Here is a 17,753-nt window from a genome sequence, read left to right as displayed (position 1 = left end):
AATTAGCAAATTAGGAATAAAATAAATAAAGTAAACATAACGTAACAGGAGGAAAAACATGGACATTTCAAACATTGCTCAACGTCACCAAACGCCAGCAGAAAATATTCTAATGGATATTGCTACTTTAGCAAAACAAGTACCAGATTTACTGGATCTATCAATTGGAGATCCCGATTTGATCACCGATGAAACGATCATCAACGCAGCATTCAACGATGCGAAAAAGGGCCATACAAAATATACTGCTTCAGGCGGTAGTCAAGAATTTCTCGAAGCTGTTTCAGCTTTCTATCAAAAACAGTACGGGTTATCCTTTGAGACTTCACAAATTCGTGCTACAGTTGGTGCTTTACATGGGATGTATTTGACTTTACAAGTTCTGTTAGACCCTGATGATGAAGTAATTATTCACGAACCTTATTTCTCACCTTATAAAGATCAAGTGATCTTCGCAGGTGGAAAACCAGTGTTCATTCCTACTTATGAAGAAGATGGATTTCAAATCAACATCGAGGTCTTAAAAGCAGCGATCACTGACAAGACAAAAGCAATCATTATCAATTCGCCTAACAATCCAACGGGTGCTGTTTTTTCACCTGAAACCTTTAAAGCAATCGCAGAACTTGCGATCGAACATAATTTTTATATTCTTTCAGATGAAGTCTATGAAGCTTTTTGTTTTTATGATGAGTTTGTACCCATGGCTTCTTTTGCACCAGAACATACGATTACTTTCAGCAGCTTTTCAAAAGCTTTTGCTATGACAGGTTGGCGAATCGGCTATATGATCGCACCAGATTATATTAATGAAGCTGCTAAACTAATAAATGAAAGTATCACGTACTCAGCTCCAAGCCCATCGCAGCAAGCTGGGATTTATGCTCTTACTCATGCTGAGCAGTTGGTTCCTAAGGTAGTCTCTGTGTTTAAGGAACGTTTAGAGTATCTAGAGCAACGAATCGCTCAAATTCCTTTTCTATCTTTGCATCCAGTGAAAGGCAGCATGTACGCCTTCATCAATATTTCTAAAACAAATCTTACTTCTGTTCCTTTTGTTGAAAAAGTATTGAAAGAAACCAACGTCCTGATGATCCCAGGGAAAGCATTTGGTGAAACTACTGGCGATGAGTATGTACGTTTGGCTGCTACTCAGGATATCAGCGTTTTAAAAGAGGCCTTTGATCGAATTGAAAAGATGTCCTTTTAACTTAAAAAGAATTGTCCTTTTCCAAAAAAACACTGAAAAGGACAACTCTTTTTTATTTCTATTCACTATCTGACAAAGCATTATAAAGTATGATCATTGTCGTAATAATACAGACTACGATCTGGATCAATAGATTATCTGAAAAATTTTCAGTGAGTTTGATCGTGGTGATCGCCAAAAGGAAACAAATACTGAAAATCAGCGCTAGCTTCATTCGCTTGACCTCTTGCTGAATTCGAAAAACAGTTTCAACAGGAATTCCCTTTTCTTTTGCAATTGCTCTTATTTTTCGCTTATTGACAAGTAGCCAAAAAATTTCTCGATAGAGCTTTTTAGCTTCTGACTTTCTGCTAAATACAGTATAACTTCCCCTGTTTTTTTCATTTTCTCGATTCATTTTGACACTAATTACTCTTGGATACAATAAGCGATCATTTCCGGCAACCCAACTGAGTACTTGCCGCCACTCACGTAATGTCAGTTCTGGTGAGCTCAAAACAATTAGCTCCACCTGTAATTTCTCCAACTCGCTGAATAGTTTAAGTAGTACTTGATAGTCTCTCGATATTACCTCTAAAGAGAATATAACCACACTATCTCCTGATTCTGAGTAATCCAATAATCGTTGCAGCTCGCTGTCAGCTTTCCATATCCACTCATAACTTTGATCCATATCCGAAAAAATTTCGTCTACTTCATATGATTCCAAAATATCATATTGTTGATCTACTTTATGCCCATGAACATAACCTAATTTCATCTTCTTTACTTCCTCTGCTCACTTCTTTTTCGTAACGCAGATCGTCCCTTCTTTTTTGACACAAACTTGTGTGATAACTGCTCGATCTTATCCGTCAATGCTGTAGTTTTTTGGATAATATACACAAGCAGTAAGCTGTGAATAAAAATGATGATTGACGATACAATCAATAGTATATACATGCCTATCCTCCCAAAATTGAGATTAAAAGTGATAGTTCAAGCTTTTTCTTTAGCAGCATTATTGGCTAGTGTGGATATCAATATCTTCTTTTAAACTACACCGAAACATACTGCACTAAATCTACCTACTTCATTTGGATCTCTCCTAATTTATTTCGTTGATAATCCCAATTATAAGGCACTGGCGAACGCCCTTTCTCAATAGAAGGTTCTATATAAATAGTTAACCAATAGCCAGTAGTTTCAGTAATATCTAAACGAATTTCACCATTTACCCTTATCCCACTATCATGAATACTGTTGTCTTTAGTGACTGTATAACCACTGTATGAATAATATTCAGGAGGGAGTACTTTTACAGAAACTTGATGATGGGTTGCCTGCTTTGCAATGACCACACTTGTGTATGACACTTGTTCCTGCGCTACTCCGGAATCAACGGCTACATTAAACAAATTACTTTTTTTATCTACGTATCCGTTATCTAGCTGTAAATATCCTTTTTTTGGTACAACAATTTCCTCCTGACTTGCAAGTACAACTTGTCTAAGATTCAATTGAATCAATTTATTGTAATAATAAGTGACTGTCATATTTTGAGTGACGCTATCAATCGAAACAGTTGTCTCACCTGTACTTGGTACAGCTTCTGCACGGTCGATCTGATAGCTATCTACAGCATAACCGTTCAGATTTTTGATCCGTTGAGTATAATGGTCTCCCTTGACTATATCTTTATACGTTTCTGGTTGAAGCTCTTTTCCTTCTGTATCTAGGTATCTTTCAGTGACTCTAGCTAATGGTATTAGATCTTTGAGCGGGATCGTCTTCACTCTGCTAACATTATTTGCACGGTCAACAGTAACGACATGTAGATATTTATTATAATCAGCTAAACCATTGATACCGCTAATTATTCCTTTTGTATTGTATGTAACTAAATTTGCATCTTTTAAGGGATCATAGTCTACTGCATTTTTATCTGTTGTTCCTTGAGGTGCTACATAAATATCATAACGATCAGAAGAAATTCGACCAAATTCATCTTTGTATCCTATTACAGTAGTATTTAAATTGGATGCTGCAGAATTATCGATCTTATAAAAATAACCAGCAATATTACTAGTGATGGTTTCTTTCACTACATCAGATTTTTTCAAGCCATCGTCTCTTGTATCCGCTTCTACATACCACTGATACTCTTTTCCTACATCAGTACTATCGATTTCTATACTAAAATTCTCTATACTAGTATTTGGCACCGGAGCAGCAGTTACTAGCTTAGGGGCCCGATCATCCTTTACTGTATAATCTTGTGCTGTTGTTTCTAAAGATACTTGAGCTAAATTATATAAGGTATTCGCAATGATCTTGCGCTCATCCATCGTTGATTGACCATTACTATGTCCTGTTTGAATCATTCCTAAATTGTTGTTCGTAGCTAAATAAAAGGTTGCATCAGCGCTGCCATCTCCAGGCTTATTCCAGTTATATGGTTCTTGAAATTCCAGCCATTTGATCGTACTGGAGCCAGGTAATATTCCCTGTCCCCAAGTATGGGTCAAAGGTATCGTTAAAGTTAAATCATTTTGTAGTTCAAATGGATATTTCATCAAATAGCCATTGTTATTGATTTTTACAGATGTACTACCAAGTTGAAAAGATGATGCTTGTAGTTTAAACCCTAACTGACTGGCAAAACTATTAAAATTAGTATGCCCTCGATCATTCGGAGTGATCGTATCGTGTCCGAATAATACACCTCTACCGCTATCGATGTATGCTTGTGTTGCATTTTTTGCCGCGACTGAAATATCTACATGATTGTTATAATCCCATGAACCAAACATAATAACATCATATAAATACTCCCCTTTAGCGTTTTTTAGATGGCTATCAGGGTCCAACCCAAAAACCATTTGAGCAACATAACTTACCTGTATCAATCTATCTCCTTTTGAATTTTTTAGTCCTAAACTATCCATCCAGGTTTTTAGATTTCGTGCATCTACTGTATCTGGATAAATATTTAAAACTTTGATCGTTTTTCCGTAATTCATAGAACGAGCATTCCAAGTTACACCATCTTCTGATTGAAACAATTGATAACCCGACTGTTTTAATCCATTAACAGCGCCCCACTCTAAAAAAGAATAACTTTTCTTCTCAGTTCCATCCCAACGATTTTCAGCTTTTAAAGAAAATTCACCTTTATTGATGATCGTAAAAGCCCTTAAATTGCCTTGACTTACAAACAAATAACCTCCAACAACCAAAGCAAGCAACAATAGAAACAACCATTTTACTTTTATTTTCTGGTTCAAATTTTGTTCTCTTTTTTTCATATTCTCTCCTTTTGATCACTACTTATCAAATCAATGATTTCTCCATTAAAAACACTCATTTCATAAGTGCTGAGTATAAAGGCAATCATGGAATATACATCCCATGTGCCTATTTTTATTCAGCTTTAATAGCCAGCTGTTTGTCGATGTCCAGCAATTCCTTCTGAACAGGTACCGCTCCTTGCCACCAAGCATCACGATAGGAATATTTATTACAATCGATTGCTTCCACTTTTACCAATAAACTAACCTTCGCTCCATGGTATTCTGCTCCTAGACCACTTTTCAACGTTACTTGCGTAAATAAATTCTTCGCCGCATGACTCACTCCAGGTTTTAAAATATCCATATAATAATAGTATCCATCTTCACCCACTCGCCACTGGCTAGTATTCACATCCAGCAATACCTCATCCCCGATTTTTGATGGTAAAAGTCTTCTCACGCCTTCTTTTTCTATACTAATTTCCGGCTGCAGCAAAACACGTACAAATTGATCGAGTGTTCCTGTATTGGTGATATCGACTTTCTTTGCCACTGCTTTATTTGGTAAAATCGTTGTCGGTTCAGTAAACACTTCATCGATTTTTGTTTGCAGATTTCCGATCTGAAAACGATTCACTTTTTCTTCCTGCATCGTCATCGCAGCATAAACCGTGATTCCTCCCATGATTAAACACAGAACAAAAAACGGTAATAACCAGACAAAATAAATCGTTTGTTTTTGCTCTTTCATCTTAAGTCCTCCTAATGTACTTTATCATGGTACATAACTTCCACATACGAACCAGCAGGAATCTCCCAATCCTCCAACAAAGATTTCGTACTGTCATGGCTGTCCATAATAGGGACTAGCTGATACAATGAGCCTTTATATTTATTCGGCAAATTCTTGTCCAAGCTCACATTCTGAATCAATTCTTTTGTTTTTTCCTTTGGTTTTAGCATTTCTGAATAATAGAAATACCCTTCTGAATAGTACCAATAATGTCTTCTCTCATTACTTGGCTGATTGTCCTTATCAAAAATATCCGGATTATTGAAATTGATCATCAAATATTTTAGACCATCGGCTGGCCGGTTTCCGTTGTAGATATATGCTGTGTTTGGTTTTGATTTATCCCCTTTGTAAACTTCGGATACAGTATAATACTGACCAGTCTTAAGCTTATACGTACGGCCTTTTTCCCATGTCTCTGCATCATCTCCAGACATATCTGTTCCACTCGATACAGCACTGATTTTTAATCCGCCATTTCCTGTACCATCAACCATATCTAGTTCAAAATGAGCAAGAAATTCATAAAGAGAGACTCGGACAAATGCAGGAAGCTGTCCGTCATTTTTGATAAGTAATCTTTTTTCTGTTACTGTACCTGGGCTCCACTGCAAATTTGGGGTAAATAATTCATCGATCACAACAGAAAATTGTTTACTATTAGGCTTATTTCGATTGATCCTGTCATCACTATATGTAATCCAAGAGTATGTAGTCCCTACGACAAGCAATAAGCTTAAAACAATAGAAAATAAGCCCCACAACAATTTATGTGTGTGAATAATTTTTAATAGACGTTTTCCTTTTTTCATTTGCAGCCCCCTTTCACGATCCTTTTTTACTTGGTTCTTCTTTATGCTTCTTCCATAGCAGAATGCTGATCAACACCAATAGTAATCCTGTTAAAATCTTATAAATCAAATTTCTGATTTCTTCCCCTGTCAGAGGAAACATCCCCTTAGACTGTTCTTTTTCCTTAGACACTGGCTCCTTACTTGTGGAAGTCAGTGTTTCGGGTTGATTTTTTGTGGCGACAAATGTCCAATGATAAAGTAATTGGCTTTCTTCTTTAAAATCAGCTGCTGTAAAATTTTTATCGACATCAAAACGAGCAGTTAAAATTTGATCTGTTCCATACTCACACGTTCCGATGATCAATGGCTGAACTGTCCAATCAAATTCTCCATTGCCTAACAAAGGTCCCTGATATAAAACCTTATTATCCAAGGTCAAAGTCAAAGTAATCAGCTGATTAAAATCGATAAGCCCTTTCGATGAGTCTGGCGTAACTAAAATTCCCAATTCAAATGGTTCTTTGATATCTAAACCGCGAATCGTAATTATTTTTTCATAACTTTCTCCCGGCAGAACATTTGGCAAATCGACATAATATTCTCCTTCCGAAGAAGCAGATATCCCCGTCTCATCGCCAATGATCAATCCTGGAGGAAGGGTTTGACTTGCAACAGCTAAAAGCGTTCCGCTAGTAAAAGTGATCATAATGCTTACTAAGCTATATAAAACTAGACTCGGCAGACGTTTTTGTACCAGTAATTGCAGCATGATTTTTCCCCTTCCTAATTTATCCTTCTAAAAAAATTAACTTGCTGCTTGGCCTGCTAGATATTCAGTGATCGTTTTTGTCTCTGAACCATCTGCGCCTTGTAAACTCCAACCAGTCGTATCTGTCAAGGCTTCTTTTGTCGCTTGAATAGCCTCCATTTTTACGATCAAGTCATATGTTGCATTTGTATATTCCGTTCCTATTGCATTTGTAAATACTAATTTTTTCAACAAGTGCGGAGTTGTAGCACCTGAATTGATCGGGCTTGTGAAATAGAAATAGCCATCTTCTTTATTGTATGCCCACTTATTATTTGCTAAAGCTGTCGTTACAGTCATATCCGTCCCATATTCTATATGAATCCCGCTGATGCCCAGAGCTGCTTTATCTGCTTGAACACCTTTTTTATCTGATGAAGCTGTCGGAATTTGTTCAGCTGCTGTTGCAGGTGCCGCTGCTGGAATGCTCGTAAGACCCAAAGTTGTTGCTTTATAGTCATAATCTACATCGTATTTCTTTCCTGCACTCCCCAGTAAAGAGGCTTTTGCTGCAGTTGCTTCAGCTGATGCACCTTCTAGTGTAGATGCCGCCCAGTTGGCTACGTTATTACTGTAACCACCTTTATAAACAGAATACTCAGCTTTATTCATGACAAATTCCCAGTCTTCTGCTGATGAGCCGACCGTATTGCCGCTTTTCACAGAAATGTCTGTCGTCATTGCCTGAAATTTCCCAGAACTATACTCGAAAAATGCAGAGTAGCTAAACGTAGTATTTTCATCGCCAGTCACAGGATCTTTTGTGACAGACCCTTTTGCATAGACTTTAACTCCAGTTGGTAAAGCCGCTCCTTGACTGTCTTTTACTTTTCCTGTCACATCTGTATAACCGCTGCCGGCTGCTGTATACTTTTCACCGTCAAATTCTACAGGTACATCATCTGACATTGCTGGTGTAGCACTCTTTTCCCAACCTTCAGTCCGATTTGTCACTGCACCTTTTTCTGTTAGATAATTTAATACTTCTTCATAAGACACGCGCACAAAAACAGGCGTATTCCCAGAATTTGTCACTGCTACTTCTTTCGTTGCATCAGTTCCTGGTACGATCGGCTTTGGATTCCACAACTCTTCAACGCTGACACTACCGTCTTTGATTGCTGCAGTCTTCACACGGTTGATTCGTTGATCTTGAGAATTGATCCACGCAAAAGTACCTGCTCCTGCTGCCAATAATGCTAAAAGTGCAGCAGCTACCAACTTTTTCTTTTTGTTCTTTTTCATTTTTCTTTATCCTCCTAAAGATAATAATTTATATTCTCACGCCGCCATCAAAAGACGACGTGCTAATATCACTGTCCATATGCTGGATGTTTTGATGTCTTTTTTCTTCTGATATATTCTTCTTTGGGTGAAAACAAATAGGCTTTCAATACTAAGAAAAATCCGTATAAAGAAAGAACACAGATCAGACATGCCCAAAATTCTTCCCGAATAAAATCTAAAAGATTACCGATTTTTGGAACTGCTACGATCACTTTACCTAATACACGATCTGCAGCTATCGGCGGATCATTACTTTTGTTAGCATCCCCCTTAGTGATCAAAAAATCACCTTTTTCGCCATTCAGCTCATCTTTACGATCGACCATTCTGTGTGTCAAATAGCGGGAACCATCGCCAACAGCAAACGTCACGATGTCATCTTTCTTTACTTTTGTTCCATCTGTCATTTTGACGATCACGATATCCCCAGCATAAAAACCACCCTTTGGGCCATTTTCTTGCGGAACCATCGAATTCGTCAACACTGTATAGAAACGATAGCCGAAAATCGAAGCTGTAGATTTTGAACTGAAGGAAAACATCACCGCCATCATAATAATTCCGATGGTTACTACGTAAAAAAATAAGTTGCTAAAAAAAGAAAAAATCATGATTGCTGGTTTTTTTTCAGTAACTTGGGGATCTTGTCTGTCATGACGCCTTCTCATCCTCTGATTTTGAAAAGATTCTTCTTTACGAATTCGCTGACGCCTAGTAGCTTTATCCCCTCTTTCAAAGGAGGTGCCTTTTTTTCTATCAGTGTTTGGTTTTGATTTTCGTCTCGGCTTCGTATCAGCTTCATCATATTTTCCAACCTTCGGACGTAACTGATCATAGTCTTTTCTATTCTGAGAACGACGCTTAGGACGCTGCTTTGTAGGTACTCTTTCACTAAAATTGTCTAAATTTTTGGCAGACGTTCTTTTTGACATATTCTTCCCTCCCACTCATTACTTTTTCTACTACTACATAAGAAAAACTCTAACTAGATATCAATAAGGTTACCTAAATGTAATTATTTTTTACCACCTAAAAAAATGATACTACATGTTATTTTTTAAATCAATGGATTTTTGATTTTCCTTAAAAATCTATTTTATCAATGTTTAAAAAGTTGTTAAAAATGCTTTAAAACACAACCGAATCTATTTTGTTATATATACATACAAATGAAAAAATAGAGTTTTAGTTATTTTTAAATAAAAAAATAAATGTAATTTAATGTTATTTTAAAACTTAAAAAAGGGACAGTTATATCTATAAATAAATTAATTTTATGAACAGAAAAAAACTGTATGGAATAACTTTGTTCAGTCATTCCATACAGTTCATTTTTTTACGCTTCAAATAGACTACGCGTCGCTTCTCTGATTTTTTGTGCTACATAAGGATTATTCATCGTGTACAAGTGAATACCATCTGCACCCTGAGCTACCAAATCTACAATTTGATTAATTGCATAAGCAATGCCGGCATCTCTGATCGCTTCTGGGTTGTGTTCATAGCGCTCCATCATCTTCAAAAATTTTGTTGGCAGAGTCACGTTCGACATTTTTACCATTCGTTCAATTTGCTTCTTATTTACAACAGGCATGATCCCTGCTTGAATCGGTATATCGATTCCTGCTATCTCACATTTTTCTTTAAAGGTATAAAAGTAGTGATTATCAAAGAATAATTGTGTGATCAGTTGATTCGTCCCCGCATCTACTTTTCGCTTCAAATTTTGAATATCTTCTACCGAGCTCGCGGCATCACTATGCGTTTCAGGATAGCAGGCACCGATGATATTGAATTGTCCTTGTTCATGAATAAATGTGATGAGATCATTCGCATAAACAAAGTCTTTCTTAGGTTCTTTGTCAGGTAAAATATCTCCTCTCAATGCCAAAATATTCTCGACCTTCTTCTGTTTTAATTCATCCAAAATTGCGATGACCTCATTTTTAGAAAAATTGACAGCAGGTAAGTGAGCCACACTTGGCAAAAATTGTTCTTCTTGTATTTTTTGAGCAATATCTGCTGTACTTAAATTATTTCCTGTGCCGCCAGCGCCTAATGTAACACTGATAAAATCAGGCTGTTGTCCTTTTAAACGTTCTAACGTATGATAAATCGTCTCTACAGGAGCTGTTCTTCTTGGCGGAAATATTTCAAAAGAAAAAACAGTTTTTTCTTTAAACAAGGCATCTGTTCTCATTTAAATCCCTCCACGTACCTGTTTAGCTGCGAGGACTAAATTTTTCAAGCTTGCATGTGTTTCGGGCACTCCACGCGTTTTCAATCCACAGTCCGGATTGACCCAAACTTTTTCAACAGGCAACTTTTTTAAAATATTATGGATCGTCTTTTCTATTTCTTCGACTAAAGGCACTCGTGGTGAGTGGATATCATAAACACCAGGTCCCACTTGTGTTTGGAAATCAATAGCTTTCAAAGCATCTAAAATCGTTAAATTTGAACGAGAGGCTTCAAACGAAATCACATCTGCATCCATATTATCGATATCCCGAATAATATCCGCAAACTCGCTATAACACATATGTGTATGAATTTGAGTCGTTGGTTGGACTTTACTGTGCACTAAACGAAACGCCGGAATCGCCCAATCCAAATATTCAGAATGCCAGTCGGATTGACGCAACGGTAATTTTTCCCGTAAAGCTGCTTCATCGATCTGAATGATCTCGATTCCATTAGCTTCTAGATCCAAAACCTCTTCCTGAATAGCTAAAGCTAGCTGCAATGTCGACTCTTTCAAACTAATATCTTCTCGCGGAAATGACCAGTTCAAAATCGTTACAGGTCCTGTCAACATTCCTTTCATAGGCTTATCTGTCAAGCTTTGAGCATATTTAGAGTATGAAACTGTCATTGGATTCGAACGTGACACATCCCCCCAGATGATCGGCGGCTTCACACAACGAGTGCCGTATGATTGCACCCATGCCTTTTCAGTAAACAAATAGCCATCCAAACTTTCGCCAAAATACTCTACCATATCATTTCGCTCAAACTCACCATGAACAAGAACATCTAAGCCAATTTCTTCTTGAAAGGCGACACATTCAGCAATTTTTTCTTGATTGAACGCAGTATATTCTGCTTCTGTGATCTCACCTTTTTTGAATTTAGCACGATTTTGTTTTACCTCTTTGGTTTGCGGAAATGAACCAATCGTTGTCGTTGGTAAAATCGGCAGATTCAATTTGTCTTTTTGAATAGCCGCACGTTCTACCAAGACTGGCCTACGAACAAAATCATCCTCTGTCAAACGTTCGATTTTCTGTGCCAATTGTTCATTTTTAGTATAGCGTTCCTGTTTAAATAAGCTGATATTTTTTTCTAATAACGCTTGATTGAGATGCTTGTCTTCATTGATTTTCTTCACATTATTGATTTCAGCCAATTTCTCAACAGCAAAAGCAAAATGTTTCGTTACATCAACGCCCAAAGAAGTTTCATTTTTTAGTGTAAAAGGAACGTGCAGTAACGAACAAGACGTATTTAAAACAATCTCACCGGCTGATTGAAGCTTTTCGATCAGCGCTAACGATTTTTGATAGTCATTTGCCCAAATATTCTTCCCATTTATAATCCCTGCAAAAAGTAATTTATCTTTTGGAAAACCATATTTTTCCACTAATTCTAGTGTTTTTCTTCCTTCAACGAAATCTAGACCGATCCCATCAAAAGGAAGATCAACTAATTCCTGATACACATCTCGAACGTCTCCAAAATATGTCTGAACTAAAATATTTAGATCGCCTTTTTCAGCAAGCAATGCTTGATACAATGTTTTAAACTGCTTGCTTTCTTCTTGTGTCAAATCTAAGACTAATGCTGGTTCATCGATCTGAAGCCATTCGCACTCTTCTTTGGATAACTCTGTAAATAATTGACTGTATGCTGAAATAGCTGCTTGATAAAAATCTTCGGCACCTTTTTGCCCGTGATAAGTAGCCAATTTTAATAATGTAAAAGGACCCAATATCGTTGGACGTGTCTTGATTCCCAGGGTTTTCGCCTCTTTAAAGGTATCGACTAGCGTACTGCCAACTAGCTGAAGCTCCGTTTCATCATCAATTTCCGGAACCATGTAATGATAATTGGTATTGAACCATTTCTTCATTGCTAATGCCGTTACATCACCAGCTTCACCTTGATACCCTCTTGCCAATGCAAAATATGTTTCAAGCGGCGACAACTCTAACTCTTTATATTTTTTCGGTACTAAATTCAGCAAGACTGCTGTATCCAATGTTGTATCGAAAAAAGAAAAATCACCACTAGGAATGAAATCGATTCCCTGATCGACCAAAAGCTGCCAGTGCTTTTTCCGCAACTCTTTTCCCGTAGTCTCCAGTTCATCTGCTGTGATCTCTTTTCTAAAATACTTTTCTGTCGCAAATTTTAATTCCCGTAATTCCCCAACTCTGGGAAAGCCAATAATCGATGTTTTCATACATTTCCTCCTTCAAAAGGTATTTCAACTACTTTACCACGAGAAAGAAATATAGGATAACACTTATTTCCTATCATTTAATATAGTTTTTAGCTATATTAAAAAATGAACAAAAAAATTACGCTGCTCTTCTTTGAGCTGCGTAATTCTCTCATCTGCCTTATTGGCTATTCCATTTGATCTTTTAAATATTCTCTTGCCTCTTTATTGAACATTTTAAGATCAACACCTTGCTTTGTTGCGGCAAATAGACAACCGCAATAACATTGACGATAGACATCGTATTCTTTGCAAAGTTCGATCGAACGCTTATACCCATTATTTTTCTTAAAATCACTTGGTAGATAGTTTGTTGCATAAAATTTTTGAATATCGATCCCAATTTCATTGATCAATTGACTATTTTTCTTTGGTGACAAAGTCAGCGCACTGCCAAAATAATCATAGCCTAATTCTTGTGCCTTTTCAGCAACGATATCCAAGCGCATGTGAAAACAAGCAGAACAACGTTTACCACCTTCTGGTTCTTCAGACAAGTTATTTACTTTGACCATCTGCATGAAATCATTAGGTTCATAAGGGGCAGATAAAAAGTGAACATCATTATTCGTTCGTTCATTGAATGCTTCCACAAATTGTTTTTGAACGATTTCACGCCGCAAGTATTCTGCCCGAGGATGGATATTGGAATTTGCAAAATAAATCGTCACATCCGCGTATTTCGTTAAGTACTCAAGTGTATACGTACTGCAAGGTGCGCAACAGCTATGAAGTAAAATAGTTGGGCGAATCGCCCGTTTTTCCCAATCTGCAATCAGCTTTTGCAGGACATGATCATAATTGATCTTTTGATTTGGAGATAATTTTTCTGTTATTTCTGTTACGTTTATCACCTAAATCACCTCCAAGATTTGTTGTACGATACGTTCTATTTTACTTCTTCTATTCCTATTTATCTACTCTCTTAGCAAAAATGAATGCAATTACCTATACTCGATACAATAAATATAACAGTCTTTTTTTATTACAATTGTATTGCAAAAACATTTCTTTAAAGTTACAATAGATATATCAAAAGGAGGTTACACAATGAAAAAATCAACATTACTTATGGCAACTCTACTATTAATAACGTTAAGCGCGTGCGGTGGGAAAAAGGAGAGCAAATCTGAACAACCAAAAACATCTACTCAAGTAGTGACAACGGATACTAAAGCCAAAACAGATGCTACAGTAACAATCGAGACTACCGACACAGTAGATGTGACTCCATCATCGGTTAACGAAGAAACCAACACTGAAACAAGCACTACTGCTGAAACTACTCCTAAAGATCCACAAACGATTTACAATGCACTAATGGGCGAATGGCGTTCAACTGAAAATGATGCTAACGGGATACAATGGTCCGCTTCATTTTCAGGTGAAACTGCAAGCATAGCACCTATGTCAGGTGTAGGAGGTGCTTTTTCTATTAAATTAGCAGCTTTAAATTGGGACGAACAAAATCAAAGCCTACTCATCACAAATGAAGTGTATGACGCAGAAGGAAATCACGTTCCTGATAATGACTTCACATTGACTGTTCATGACATCGATTTAGAGAATTTCTCCCAAATGTCTGTTTCAGGCTCTTTCTTCGGTCCCTCTGATTTGACTTATCATAGAGCTTAATAGTTTAACAAAAAGAGTGAGACAAACGTCAAAAAACAGTTTGTCTCACTCTTATTTTATTTTGTTACTTTAAAATAATCAATATGTGCATGCTCATAATCCATGACTTCAAAAGTAAATTCATTAAATACGAATCGATCCCCAACTGTAATTTGAGTATTCTTTTGTTCAACAATAAATCCTGCTAAGGTCGACATTTCAGACGTTTCAAATTCTGGTATTTTAACTTTGAAATAACGCTCAAAATCGTCCAGCGTGATTTTTCCTGAGATGATATACGTATTCTCTGACTCTTTTGCGATCAGAGCCGTTTCCAAATCCGTTTCATCACGAATATCTCCAACAAGCTCTTCTAAAATATCTTCGATCGTGACCATTCCAGTAGTTCCGCCATATTCATCTTTTAAAATCGCGATATGTTTTCCCTCTTTACGCATCATTGTCAACAAGGTTTTGATAGGTGTTGTCGCTAGAGCTACGATCGGTTCTTCGACTAGATCACAGACTTTTCTTTCTCCATCTACAAAAGATTCTCTGATCAATGTCGGCAAGGTAACATAGCCCAGTACCTGGTCTTTTGACTCTTCGATCACAGGATATCTTGTGTGTCCTCGTTTTAAAGAATGCTGTATCGCTTGTGTGACCGTTTCATCCGCCTCAAAAACTTCCATCGATGTCCGATCGACTTGAATTTCTTTTGCGAGGGTATCATCAAATTCAAAGACATTCTCCATATAATGATACTCTTCCTTTGTGAGCTCACCTTTTTTATAAGAATCAACTGCCACAAAAAGTAATTCCTCTTGAGTCAAGGTTTCTTCACCTTCTGAAACTAGTTTGATCCCTAATAGTTTTCCTAATCCAGCTGCCGAATGATTTAACAGCCAAATAAATGGATACATGATTTTATAAAAATAATGCAGCGGTTTAACTATAGCTAAAACAACTTTTTCTGTTTGCGCAATGCTATAACTTTTAGGTAATAACTCACCTACTACAACATCGACATAAGTCACCAATGCAAAACCTAAAATAATAGAAATCGTTCTGCTCAATGCTGCACTGATCGGTAAGTTGCCGATCAAAGGATGTAGTAAAGCAGCTACAGAGCCTTCACCGACCCAACCAATGATCAATCCAGTCAAAGTGATCCCTAACTGACTTGCCGATAAATAAGCATCTAAATGATGTGTGACGTGGATCGCCAGTTCAGCATTTTTAACTCCATCTTTTTTTAATTGTTCCAATCTAGACATTCGAATCTTCACTAGAGCAAATTCGCTTGCTACAAAAAAAGCAGTAACAGCGATCATTAAAAATAAAATAAAAAAATTAATTGCAAGCATTTCCTACACCTCGTTTTTCTTCTCTGTGCTTATTATACTTGTCTAATCCAAATTGTGCGAATAAGAGCAATCAAAAAAACTTCAGCCCAATCAACGGACTAAAGCTTTTTGACGTTATAACACAGGTTTTCTTTCTCTTAATCGTGTTTTACGTGTATCACCAATGATCAATGGTACAGACTCATATTTCACTTCACTATATTCCAGACCAAACCAGTTTTCCGGAGTGGTCGTCCATTTTTTGATCGCCAGCTTCAATTGCATGATTTGACGATCCCATTTTTTTAACTCAGTAACTTTTGAAAGCTCTTCCCGAATAATGATAAATTGGAAATCCCCAACCTCACGACCAGGAGTCAAGGAATATCTTTGTGGTTGTTTTGGTAAACGGCCGTCTTTCATCAAATCATGAACGATTTGGCGAATATAGATATTTACTTCTTGAGCCACATGGAAGCCAAGATACAATTGAACCTGAACGATAAAATCAGTCCCCATCATATCAACAGAATACTCTTTCGTAAAAGGCTCATCCGTTACTTCAACATTGACAAACCAATAAACATTTGCCCGTTTCGGCTGTTTATCTAAAATCGAATAAATAATTGGTCGGCCAATTTCTTCACCGATCAAATCAGGAGTCATGAAGACCACATTTGTTTGAGATTTTGGTACAGAAGTATCCTCTTTCAACATCCGCAATTGCTCCACATATTGCTTCAAAGGCACTGTATCTGATGTTTTCTCTTTGATGATATTGCCCCATTCCCAAATCGTCATCACGCTAAGGATCAAAAGGGCGATCCCCACAGCAACGTAACCACCATGGAAGAATTTTGCAATACTCGACACAAAGAAAATCGATTCAATACTGCCGAAGAATAAAGTAATAAGATAAGCAATTCCGCGCGGTGCACCTTTTTGAAGAAGATAGAACATAAGCAAAATAGTTGTCATCAACATCGTTACTGTGATCGAAAGTCCATATGCGGCTTCCATATGTGTAGATGTTCTAAATGTGATTACGATCAATGAACAAATCAGCCATAACAGTGTATTCACAGCCGGAATATACATTTGACCGATATTCGCACCAGGATAAATGATTTTTAATCTTGGTAATAATTTTAATTTGATCGCTTCTGATACTAAAGTAAACGAACCTGAAATCAGAGCCTGTGAAGCAATGACTGCTGCGATCGTAGCAAACACAACTCCAAACAGCATCATGCTATTCGGCATCATTTGGAAAAATGGATTCAAGTTTTCAATCGCTAAAATCGATGGATCATTTTTAGCACTTAAAATCCACGCAGCCTGACCTAAATAATTCAGTACTAAACAGACCTTGATGTACGGCCAGCTTGCACGTATATTATATTTTCCTACGTGACCTAAATCAGAGTACAATGCTTCTGCACCAGTTGTTGCAAGAAAGACATTCCCTAAAACAAAAATCCCCAGCTTATTTTCAGGGCTCATTAAAAGATGGATCGCATAATAGGGATTCAACGCCCGCAATACCGTCCAATCTTGTCCAAAATTGATCAGACCCATGATACCTAAAAAAGTAAACCAAGCAAACATGATTGGTCCAAATGCTTTACCAACAGCATCTGTCCCAAAGCGCTGCACTGAAAACAGCACAAGGATGATCACTAACGTAATGATCACAATAATATTTTGATCATTTCCGAAACGCTCGAAAAATATTGGAATACCACGTAATCCTTCTATTGCAGTCGTCACAGTCACAGCTGGAGTCAGGACACCATCTGCTAAAAGCGCAGCTCCTCCGATCATCGCCGGAATGATCAGATACTTCCCTTTTTTACGCACAAGCGTATATAAAGAAAAGATCCCTCCTTCACCATGGTTATCCGCATTCAAAGCAATCACAACATATTTGATCGTTGTTAAAATCGTCAGTGTCCAAAAAATCAATGACACCGCTCCAATAATAAAGTTCTCTGACACATTTTGAAGACCGCCATTATCTCCAACGATTGCTTTCATTACATAAAGCGGACTAGTTCCGATATCGCCATAAACGACCCCCATAGCCACTAAAAGACCAGCAGCGGTCAATTTCTGATGATGCGAA

Annotated in this window: 14 protein-coding genes; 2 read left to right on the top strand and 12 right to left on the bottom strand. The window is 37.2% G+C overall.

The features are described from left to right. Nucleotides 1-58: 58 nt before the first annotated feature. Nucleotides 59-1,210, top strand: a complete 1,152-nt coding sequence (locus H3T55_RS04855) for a pyridoxal phosphate-dependent aminotransferase (protein ID WP_225533576.1) — start codon at nt 59-61, stop codon at nt 1,208-1,210. A 58-nt stretch (nt 1,211-1,268) separates the two neighbouring features. On the opposite strand, the gene H3T55_RS04850 is transcribed toward H3T55_RS04855, so the two are convergent. From H3T55_RS04850 to H3T55_RS04805, 10 genes are all read right to left on the bottom strand, one after another. Continuing rightward, nucleotides 1,269-1,970, bottom strand: a complete 702-nt coding sequence (locus H3T55_RS04850) for a recombinase family protein (protein WP_225533575.1) — start codon at nt 1,968-1,970, stop codon at nt 1,269-1,271. 307 nt (nt 1,971-2,277) lie between these two features. Next, entirely contained in the window at nt 2,278-4,497 is a 2,220-nt protein-coding gene (locus H3T55_RS04845; RefSeq protein WP_225533574.1) for a MucBP domain-containing protein, read from the bottom strand. 115 nt (nt 4,498-4,612) lie between these two features. Next, on the bottom strand, nt 4,613-5,233 hold the full coding sequence (locus tag H3T55_RS04840; protein WP_225533573.1) for a hypothetical protein: 621 nt from the start codon (nt 5,231-5,233) through the stop codon (nt 4,613-4,615). Between the two features lie 11 nt (nt 5,234-5,244). Then, the gene (locus H3T55_RS04835) at nt 5,245-6,087 is read right to left on the bottom strand and encodes a BsaA family SipW-dependent biofilm matrix protein (protein WP_225533572.1); all 843 of its coding nucleotides are present in this window, start codon (nt 6,085-6,087) and stop codon (nt 5,245-5,247) included. Between the two features lie 13 nt (nt 6,088-6,100). Continuing rightward, nucleotides 6,101-6,838, bottom strand: coding sequence for a cell wall protein (locus tag H3T55_RS04830; RefSeq protein WP_087640896.1), 738 nt, complete (start codon nt 6,836-6,838; stop codon nt 6,101-6,103). A 36-nt stretch (nt 6,839-6,874) separates the two neighbouring features. After that, nucleotides 6,875-8,122, bottom strand: a complete 1,248-nt coding sequence (locus H3T55_RS04825; protein WP_225533571.1) for a hypothetical protein — start codon at nt 8,120-8,122, stop codon at nt 6,875-6,877. A 68-nt stretch (nt 8,123-8,190) separates the two neighbouring features. Next, a complete protein-coding gene (locus H3T55_RS04820; protein WP_225533570.1) occupies nt 8,191-9,096 on the bottom strand; it encodes a signal peptidase I in 906 nt (301 codons plus the stop codon). A gap of 404 nt (nt 9,097-9,500) precedes the next feature. Next, the gene (metF, locus tag H3T55_RS04815) at nt 9,501-10,364 is read right to left on the bottom strand and encodes a methylenetetrahydrofolate reductase [NAD(P)H] (protein WP_087640894.1); all 864 of its coding nucleotides are present in this window, start codon (nt 10,362-10,364) and stop codon (nt 9,501-9,503) included. Further along, a complete protein-coding gene (gene metE / locus H3T55_RS04810; protein WP_225533569.1) occupies nt 10,365-12,629 on the bottom strand; it encodes a 5-methyltetrahydropteroyltriglutamate--homocysteine S-methyltransferase in 2,265 nt (754 codons plus the stop codon). Between the two features lie 167 nt (nt 12,630-12,796). Next, nucleotides 12,797-13,522, bottom strand: coding sequence for an epoxyqueuosine reductase QueH (locus H3T55_RS04805; protein ID WP_225533568.1), 726 nt, complete (start codon nt 13,520-13,522; stop codon nt 12,797-12,799). A gap of 196 nt (nt 13,523-13,718) precedes the next feature. Here H3T55_RS04805 and H3T55_RS04800 point away from each other — a divergent pair, with 196 nt between their 5' ends. Beyond that, nucleotides 13,719-14,303: a hypothetical protein gene (locus tag H3T55_RS04800; RefSeq protein WP_225533567.1), complete on the top strand. Its 585-nt coding sequence runs from the start codon at nt 13,719-13,721 to the stop codon at nt 14,301-14,303. A 56-nt stretch (nt 14,304-14,359) separates the two neighbouring features. Here the strand turns inward: H3T55_RS04800 and H3T55_RS04795 are convergent, their stop codons facing one another. Both H3T55_RS04795 and H3T55_RS04790 read right to left on the bottom strand, forming a co-directional pair. Next, nucleotides 14,360-15,649: a hemolysin family protein gene (locus H3T55_RS04795; protein ID WP_225533566.1), complete on the bottom strand. Its 1,290-nt coding sequence runs from the start codon at nt 15,647-15,649 to the stop codon at nt 14,360-14,362. Nucleotides 15,650-15,763: 114 nt separating this feature from the next. Next, nucleotides 15,764-17,710: a KUP/HAK/KT family potassium transporter gene (locus H3T55_RS04790; RefSeq protein WP_225533715.1), complete on the bottom strand. Its 1,947-nt coding sequence runs from the start codon at nt 17,708-17,710 to the stop codon at nt 15,764-15,766. Nucleotides 17,711-17,753: the final 43 nt, after the last annotated feature.

The organism is Enterococcus sp. S22(2020), from assembly GCF_020295385.1.
GTDB classification, from domain to species: Bacteria; Bacillota; Bacilli; order Lactobacillales; family Enterococcaceae; genus Enterococcus_L; species Enterococcus_L dunnyi.
This window is presented reverse-complemented; position numbering and strand designations above follow the sequence as displayed.

Excerpts from the sequence above, each read along its gene's own strand:
- H3T55_RS04855 (WP_225533576.1), top strand. The coding sequence starts at position 59 with ATGGACATTTCAAACATTGCTCAACGTCACCAAACGCCAGCAGAAAAT.
- H3T55_RS04850 (WP_225533575.1), bottom strand. The coding sequence starts at position 1,970 with ATGAAATTAGGTTATGTTCATGGGCATAAAGTAGATCAACAATATGAT.
- H3T55_RS04845 (WP_225533574.1), bottom strand. The coding sequence starts at position 4,497 with ATGAAAAAAAGAGAACAAAATTTGAACCAGAAAATAAAAGTAAAATGG.
- H3T55_RS04840 (WP_225533573.1), bottom strand. The coding sequence starts at position 5,233 with ATGAAAGAGCAAAAACAAACGATTTATTTTGTCTGGTTATTACCGTTT.
- H3T55_RS04835 (WP_225533572.1), bottom strand. The coding sequence starts at position 6,087 with ATGAAAAAAGGAAAACGTCTATTAAAAATTATTCACACACATAAATTG.
- H3T55_RS04830 (WP_087640896.1), bottom strand. The coding sequence starts at position 6,838 with ATGCTGCAATTACTGGTACAAAAACGTCTGCCGAGTCTAGTTTTATAT.
- H3T55_RS04825 (WP_225533571.1), bottom strand. The coding sequence starts at position 8,122 with ATGAAAAAGAACAAAAAGAAAAAGTTGGTAGCTGCTGCACTTTTAGCA.
- H3T55_RS04820 (WP_225533570.1), bottom strand. The coding sequence starts at position 9,096 with ATGTCAAAAAGAACGTCTGCCAAAAATTTAGACAATTTTAGTGAAAGA.
- metF (WP_087640894.1), bottom strand. The coding sequence starts at position 10,364 with ATGAGAACAGATGCCTTGTTTAAAGAAAAAACTGTTTTTTCTTTTGAA.
- metE (WP_225533569.1), bottom strand. The coding sequence starts at position 12,629 with ATGAAAACATCGATTATTGGCTTTCCCAGAGTTGGGGAATTACGGGAA.
- H3T55_RS04800 (WP_225533567.1), top strand. The coding sequence starts at position 13,719 with ATGAAAAAATCAACATTACTTATGGCAACTCTACTATTAATAACGTTA.
- H3T55_RS04795 (WP_225533566.1), bottom strand. The coding sequence starts at position 15,649 with ATGCTTGCAATTAATTTTTTTATTTTATTTTTAATGATCGCTGTTACT.
- H3T55_RS04790 (WP_225533715.1), bottom strand. The coding sequence starts at position 17,710 with ATGGGGGTCGTTTATGGCGATATCGGAACTAGTCCGCTTTATGTAATG.